The organism is uncultured Ellagibacter sp. (assembly GCF_934636505.1).
Lineage (GTDB): Bacteria > Actinomycetota > Coriobacteriia > Coriobacteriales > Eggerthellaceae > Ellagibacter.
Genome location: NZ_CAKUAL010000089.1, coordinates 1 through 6,817, shown reverse-complemented (window position 1 = coordinate 6,817; position 6,817 = coordinate 1). Strand labels below are relative to the sequence as shown.

Below are 6,817 nucleotides of genomic sequence, written 5' to 3'. Positions count from 1 at the left end.
CACCGGCGCTTCATGCGCGATGGGCGAATATTAAACTGCCGAACGGGCGTCGAACCAGACACGCGCTGTCCAACGGGGATTCCGGCGAAGATAGATAGGGCCAAGGGCGAATCCAACCGCCCTTGGCCCTTCATTGTCTATTGACAATGTCCTGCTCATATTAAAAAAGTAAGTAGTCTCGGGTGGCTTGCTTATGAGTTGAATCGATGCCGCAATTCGGGGCACAGCCGCAGCGTCTCCGTCGTCTGAACCTCGGGCTCGTCTTGGCCGCTGCACGATGTGGCGGCAGGTGCAGCGCGGTGAGATAATGTCCGCCAAGGAAGACAAGAACGCCCGTCGCAGAAAAGCAACTGGCGTGGCTCGAACTGATAACTACAATCGCAAGGAGGACGACATGGACAGGGAAGAATTGGACGAACTGATGTCTATCGATCTGGAGACGCGCAGGGATGCGGAGTCGATCCTCTTCGCGCTCGAGCAGGTGCCCGACGGCTTCAACACCACGACCTACCGCCAGGCGGAAGCGCAGCTCGGCCGCGATGCCGATGTTGCCGATTGCTACCTGCTCGACCTGCACGCGGCCATCATGCTGCTCTCCGAGGCCCATGGCCTCAAGCTCGACATGAGCCACCACGACTACAAGTTTGAAGGGCTGCCGTTCGTCCTCGATTACGACGTCTGGCACCGCAAGGACGCCGCCTCAAATGGGATGTTCGACGACGAGGCCTCGCCCGAGAACCGCGACTGGTGCGATGAATATGATGGCATGATCGCCGATGCCATTGCGGGCATCCTCTCCAAGGCGCTGCCCGCCCATGCCATCCCGCCGAAGCTCAGGTTCAGCTACGAGAACATGCACCACGCTCTAGACGCCGAGATTCTCGACGTGTACTGCGGGTTCAAGACTGCGGGGCTCTCGTTCTTCCTGCATTTCAAGCTCGATACCGGCAGAGGCGGACTTCATTTTTTCCTCGAGCCGAAGCCTGAGCCCTCCACAGAGGGCGTAAGCCTTACCTGCGAAGGAACGGACGATGATTTCACAATCGCTTGGAATCCTGATACCGCCGAGTGGGACAAGCCCTTGTCCCTCGGCCGATAGGTGGTCGAGCGCCTTCCGTCAAGGACGACGCCCCCTTTTTGCCGCCAGCCGAATCGAGTGGTTGACCGAGATGAGATAATGTCCGCATCAGAATGTTCGTCCAGCAAGGAGCGCGCCATGGCAGCAAATGAGATCCAGACCTCGAACGACGAGAGCAGACGGCTGGTGGCCGAACGGATTGCCGCGACCGAGATCCATCTCGCGCCTACCGACCTGCAGGCCGACGTCTCGGGAGCCATCAGGCTACCGCTCTCGCACATCCCCGAGCTTGGCATCGCATTCGCGTCGCTGCCCGAATTGTTCCGCACCGTCACCACTGCAGTAAACGTGCCCACGCTGCTCCAGGCGACCGACAAGTTTGGCAACCTGCTCGACCCGTCGATGCTACAGTCGTTCAACGACGGCAGCGGCCTCATGGGGTCCTTCCGCGACGCGGCCAAGGGTTTCGGGCAGGCGCGCTTCCACGTGGTCGAGGGCGATATTGTCACAAGCGTTACGCAGGTGCCCTACGACCCCACGACGTTGTTCATGGCTGCAGCCATCGCCCAGGTCAACCAGAAGCTCGACTCCATCCAGGAGTCCGTCGACGAGATGTTCGAGTACATGCGTCAGCGCGACAAGGCCAACATGCGAGGCAATCTCAAGACGCTCGCAGGCATCCTCAACGGCTACGGTCTCAACTACGGCAACGCAACCTACATGGCCAACGCCCACATGAAGGTGATTGACATCAAGCAGGCTTCCGAGCAGGACATGGAGATGTTCACTTCGCAGGCGCAAGCGGGCCTGCGAAAGAAAGGACTCGTCGAAGTGCGAGACGGCGTGAGCAGGCGCCTCGACAAGGTCCTCGACTACCTCAAGGACTACCAGCTCGCCACCTACATCCACTCCTTCTCGCTGTTCCTCGAACCTATACTTGCCGAGAACTTCGAGTCAGCCAAGCTCGCCGACGCGGCGGAGAGGATCGAGGCCGACTCGCTGGCCTACCGCGAGCTCTACACCGAGTGCTACGACGCGCTCGAGGCGAGCACCGTGGGTGCGATTGATGCCGCCATGCTTGGCGGCATCGCGTCCGCGGGAAAGGTGATCGGCCGCGCCATCGCGGCGACGCCCGTCGGCAAGCGAACGCCCATAGACGAGGCGCTCGAGGGCGCCGGCGATGGTATCGGCCGCTTCAACGACAGGCAGTCCGAGAAGCTCATGGCGAAACTCCTCCAAGCAAAGACGCCCGACGTCGCGCCGTTCAGGCAGAGCGTGATGGAAATCGACGCCCTTCACAACCAGCCCACGCAGATCGCCGTGGACGCCGAGAACATCTACATCCTCCCCGCCAAACAGCAGGAAGAATAGCAATGGGAGCGTATCTGGGCCTGCGCGACGGCTGGTTTTGGGAAGACGACGCAATCCTCGACGCAATCGAGGTTCTTCAGGGCCAGGCGGACGGCACGTTCTACCCGACCGAATACGGGCCGGAGAGCCTCGTGGACGTCGCGTGCCCCGACCTTTGGGGCTATCTCGTCCCGCAGGTAGAGGCGGAGCCGTTCGAGCGCCTCTTCGCGGCACGCGATGACGAGCAGATCGCAAAGCTCTACGGGGGCCGCTTTGCTTACGCCCGATGGGGCGTCGGCGCCGATGGCGAACCCAAGGTGGGCTTTTTCCCCGCGCCCGTCTCCAAAGAGGAGCCCATTGCGGGAGGCGTCGGCAAGAAGGCGACATGGGCGCGGTTCTGGACGTGGGGGCCCGCCCCCGAGGGCAACATAGACATGCGCTGCGACCTGGCCACGGGCTGGTGCGAAATCGAGTACGTCTCCAGGAAACGCGACCTTCCCGCCGCCAGGTTCAGGGTTGCCGCGGCCAAGCTCGCGCCCTACGCCACCATCGGCGAAGGCTCCCGTTACGGCGAGCGCGGGGAAAGCCCGTGGATGATCTACGACGGTTTCTACTGGAGCTACATCCTCGGAACTGGCGAGGCCGTCCTGCTTCGGGGAACGAGAAGCGGCTCTTCCGTAAAGAGCGACGATCCGATCCTCTCCCTGTTCCGCTCGATAAGAAGGTCCGCGCGCGGCGCGGCGCGCCGTCTTTGGGGATTCGCCGTCTAGCTTCGCATGACGAGGCGCGTCACAGGTGAGTTCGCGTCGAAGAACCAGCACCCCGCCCACTCGCGCTGCGCTTCGGTTTCGGAGAAGTCGGGCGCATAGCCCTGCTTAGCCGTGAATACGCGCATGGCGTCTATGGTCGCCCACTCGTTTTCGTAAAGCTCGATGTGCACGCATTGAACGCACAGGCCCTTGTCGACCCCCAGCATCTCAACCGCCGAGCTGATCGCAAAACCTCATCAAAACCTGGCACAGGACACTCTGGCGGAAAGATATATCGCTACGAAATCCCCAGCCACGTGCTCACGATGGGCGCATACCCCAGCACGAAGATGATGACGATTCCCACAGGCAGCACGTACTTCATATAACGGTACGACCAGGCGGGGAAACGCAGGCCCTCGCCCGTGTCCGCCTCGGCGAGGAAGTTCTTCCATCCCCACCCGCGCTTGCTCGTCACGAACATCACGAGGAACAGGCCGCCCAAAGGCAGGATGTTGTTCGACACGAGGAAGTCCTCGATCGACTGGATGTCACCGATGCCCGGGATGGCAACACCCGAGAGCACGTTGAACCCGAGCACGCACGGGATGCTCAGAAGCGCGATGAGCGCGCCGTTCACGAGGCACGCCTTCTCGCGGCGCACGCCCCACTGGTCCATAGAGAACGCCATGATCGTCTCGAACACGGCAATCACCGTCGACAGCGCAGCAAAGCTCATGAACAGGAAGAACAGCGTGCCCCACAGCTGCCCCAGAGGCATCGCGTTGAACACAATGGGCAGCGTGATGAACACAAGCGACGGCCCCGAAGCCGGCTCCACGCCGAAGGCGAAACACGACGGGAAGATGACAAGCCCCGCCATGAGCGCAACCAGCGTGTCGAGCACTCCCACGCGCACGGCCTCGCCTGTGAGGCGACGGTCCTTGCCGATGTAGCTGCCGAAGATTGCCATCGAGCCCATTCCCACCGACACGGTGAAGAACGCCTGGCCGAGAGCCGCGTACACCGCATCGCCGAACGTCGCCCACTGCTCGGCGGGCGTGTTGCCCGCAAAGAGCTTCCCGAAGTCGGGCATCAGGTAGAACTCGAGGCCCTCCTCGGCGCCCGGCAGCGTGACCGCGCGCACGCACAGCGCCACAAGCACGACGAACAGCGCGACCATCATCACCTTCGTCACGCGCTCGACGCCGTTTTTCACGCCCGCGCGCGTGGTGATCACGCCGATTGCCACGATGATCAGCATGTAAATCGTCATCTGCACAGGGTCGGCGAGAAGCTGCCCGAACACGCTTGCGACGTGCTCGGTACTCGCGCCGTTGAACTCGCCCATTGCGCTTTTCACCATGAAGGCGAGCATCCAGCCCGCCACCACCGTGTAGAACATCATGAGCAGGTAGTTGCCCGCAAGGCCGACCCACTTGAAGAGATGCCACTTCCCGCCCTCGGGCTCGAGCTCATCGTAGCTGCGCGCTATCGAGCGCTGGCTTGCGCGGCCCGCGGCGAATTCCATCACGAGCACCGGCAGCGCGAATATCACGAGGAATATCAGGTACAGCACGACGAACGCCGCACCACCGTACTCGCCGGTGATATAGGGGAATCGCCATACGTTCCCCAAGCCGATGGCGCAGCCCGCGCTCACCAGGATGAACCCCAGGCGCGAACCAAACCTCTCTCGTTCCATGAAAACCCTTTCCAACCGAAAACACGGGGCCGCTTCTCAGCTATGCCCCGTGTTCGATGTTCTTTCCATCACGCGGCTTCCCGCCGCGCAACTATGGCCTATAGCGAGCGAAACCGCCCGCACGAAACCCTACTCTTTTTCGCGACGCGTACGATTATAGTTGATAAGGCAGCCGGCACGCACGATGGCGCGCTCTTCTTCGGTCATATCCGCCACGTAAAGTGAGATCTCGCGCGCCTCGCCCGCATGCACGACCCACGCAGTGATGTCGGACAAATCGCCTCCGATCGCCTCACGGATGCCCGGAACGTACACGTAGTCGCCCACCTCGAACGGCGGCTCGCCCACAAGCTGGAAGGGCACCATGCCCCAGTTCATCACGTTCGAACGGTAACGCTTCGTGGCGTATTCCTCAACGATGTTCGCAAGTCCGCCGATCACGCGCTGGCAGCTCGCCGCCTGCTCGCGCGCGCTTCCGTCGCCAGGCTTCTTCGCATAGATCATGCTGCCGTACTCCACGCAGGATGCATCGGCGTCCACGCCCGCTCCGTTGAGCGCCGCGAACACGACGGCGAGCTCGGGATCGGCCTCGATGAGGCTCTCCCCCGCCACGCGGCGCTTCTCCACCGCATCGACACACTTGGAGCGCCCCACGTACTCGGGGTCGCGGCGCGAGAGCGTGAACTCGGCCAGGCCGAGCGGGTTCGAGCGGAATGAGCTCGTCTCGCCGGAAGGAATGAGCTCGTCGGTGGTGGTCACCGGGTCCATGATCTTCGAGCACACCTTCAAAAGGATGTTCTCTCCAAGCGGCTCCATCGCGGGCCACGGCTTGATGTTCGGCCCCTCGACAAGTTCGCTTTCGGGCTTTGCCTTGCCGAATCCCCAGTACACACGCTTGTCGTAGGGCGCGCTGTCGAAGGTGTACTCGCACGCCTCGTCCCATGTCTCGTCGGGAAGGTCGGTCGCGGGGGTCAGGATACCGCCCGCCGCCGCCGTCGCCGCGATGGAGCGCGCGTCCATGAGCGCGACCGCCGAGAGCTGGCCGTTACCGGGCTTGGAGCCCTCGCGGTTGGGGAAGTTGCGCGTGGTGTGGCGGATGGAAAGCCCGTTGTTCGCGGGCGTGTCGCCGGCGCCGAAGCACGGGCCGCAGAACGCGGTGCGCACGATGGCGCCCGCCTCCATGAGGTCGTAGATGTAGCCGCGGCGCGTCAGCTCAAGCGCGACCGGCTGGCTTGTGGGATAGACCGCCAGCGAGAACTCGCCACAACCGGTGTTGGCGCCCTTGAGCGCGCGGGCCGCCTGAACGACGGAGTCGTAGTTGCCGCCCGAGCAGCCGGCAATCACTCCCTGCTGCACGCGCAGGCGCCCGCCCTCGATTTTGTCGAGCAGGCTGAAGTTGACCTTATCGCCGCCGATGCGCGCCGCTTCGACCTCGACCTCGTGCAGGATGTCCTCGAGGTTCTCGTTGAGCTCGGCGATCGTGTAGCCGTTCGAGGGGTGGAACGGCAGCGCGATCATGGGAAGGATTTCGGAGAGGTTCACGCGCGCGCAGCCGTCGTAGTATGCCACGTCTCCCGGGGCGAGCTGCTTGTATTCCTCGCCGCGCCCGTGAGCTGCGAGGAACGCATGGGTGTTCTCGTCGGTGGCCCAAATAGAGGACAGACACGTGGTCTCGGTGGTCATGACGTCGATGCCGTTGCGGAAATCGGTCGTCATCGACGCGATGCCCGGGCCCACGAACTCCATCACCTTGTTCTTCACATATCCCTTCGCGAACACCTCGCGAATGATGGCGAGCGCCACGTCGTGCGGACCGACGCCAGGGCGCGGGGCGCCTTCCAAATATATTGCCACAACACCGGGGTACGCCACGTCGTAGGTGTCGCGCAGCAGCTGTTTCGCCAGCTCGCCGCCTCCTTCTCCGATAGCCATCGT

General features: G+C 62.8%; 6 protein-coding genes. 3 read left to right on the top strand and 3 right to left on the bottom strand.

All coding sequences use genetic code 11. From position 1 onward, the window contains the following. Positions 1-355 precede the first annotated feature (355 nt). From Q0G18_RS08575 to Q0G18_RS08565, 3 genes are all read left to right on the top strand, one after another. Positions 356-1,099: a hypothetical protein gene (locus Q0G18_RS08575; RefSeq protein ID WP_297152022.1), complete on the top strand. Its 744-nt coding sequence runs from the start codon at positions 356-358 to the stop codon at positions 1,097-1,099. A 117-nt stretch (positions 1,100-1,216) separates the two neighbouring features. Then, the gene (locus Q0G18_RS08570; RefSeq protein ID WP_297152019.1) at positions 1,217-2,449 is read left to right on the top strand and encodes a hypothetical protein; all 1,233 of its coding nucleotides are present in this window, start codon (positions 1,217-1,219) and stop codon (positions 2,447-2,449) included. A gap of 2 nt (positions 2,450-2,451) precedes the next feature. Further along, complete coding sequence (locus tag Q0G18_RS08565; RefSeq protein WP_297152016.1) at positions 2,452-3,198, top strand: hypothetical protein; 747 nt, start codon at positions 2,452-2,454, stop codon at positions 3,196-3,198. On the opposite strand, the gene Q0G18_RS08560 is transcribed toward Q0G18_RS08565, so the two are convergent. The 3 genes from Q0G18_RS08560 to Q0G18_RS08550 form a co-directional block, all read right to left on the bottom strand. Further along, positions 3,195-3,404, bottom strand: a complete 210-nt coding sequence (locus Q0G18_RS08560) for a hypothetical protein (RefSeq protein WP_297152014.1) — start codon at positions 3,402-3,404, stop codon at positions 3,195-3,197. The genes Q0G18_RS08565 and Q0G18_RS08560 overlap by 4 nt on opposite strands. Before the next feature lie 71 nt (positions 3,405-3,475). Further along, positions 3,476-4,882 (bottom strand): sodium-dependent transporter, encoded by a 1,407-nt coding sequence (locus tag Q0G18_RS08555; RefSeq protein WP_297152012.1) that lies wholly within the window; start codon positions 4,880-4,882, stop codon positions 3,476-3,478. A gap of 129 nt (positions 4,883-5,011) precedes the next feature. Next, positions 5,012-6,817: hydratase (locus Q0G18_RS08550; protein ID WP_297152010.1), on the bottom strand; the 1,806-nt coding region annotated here is incomplete at its 5' end.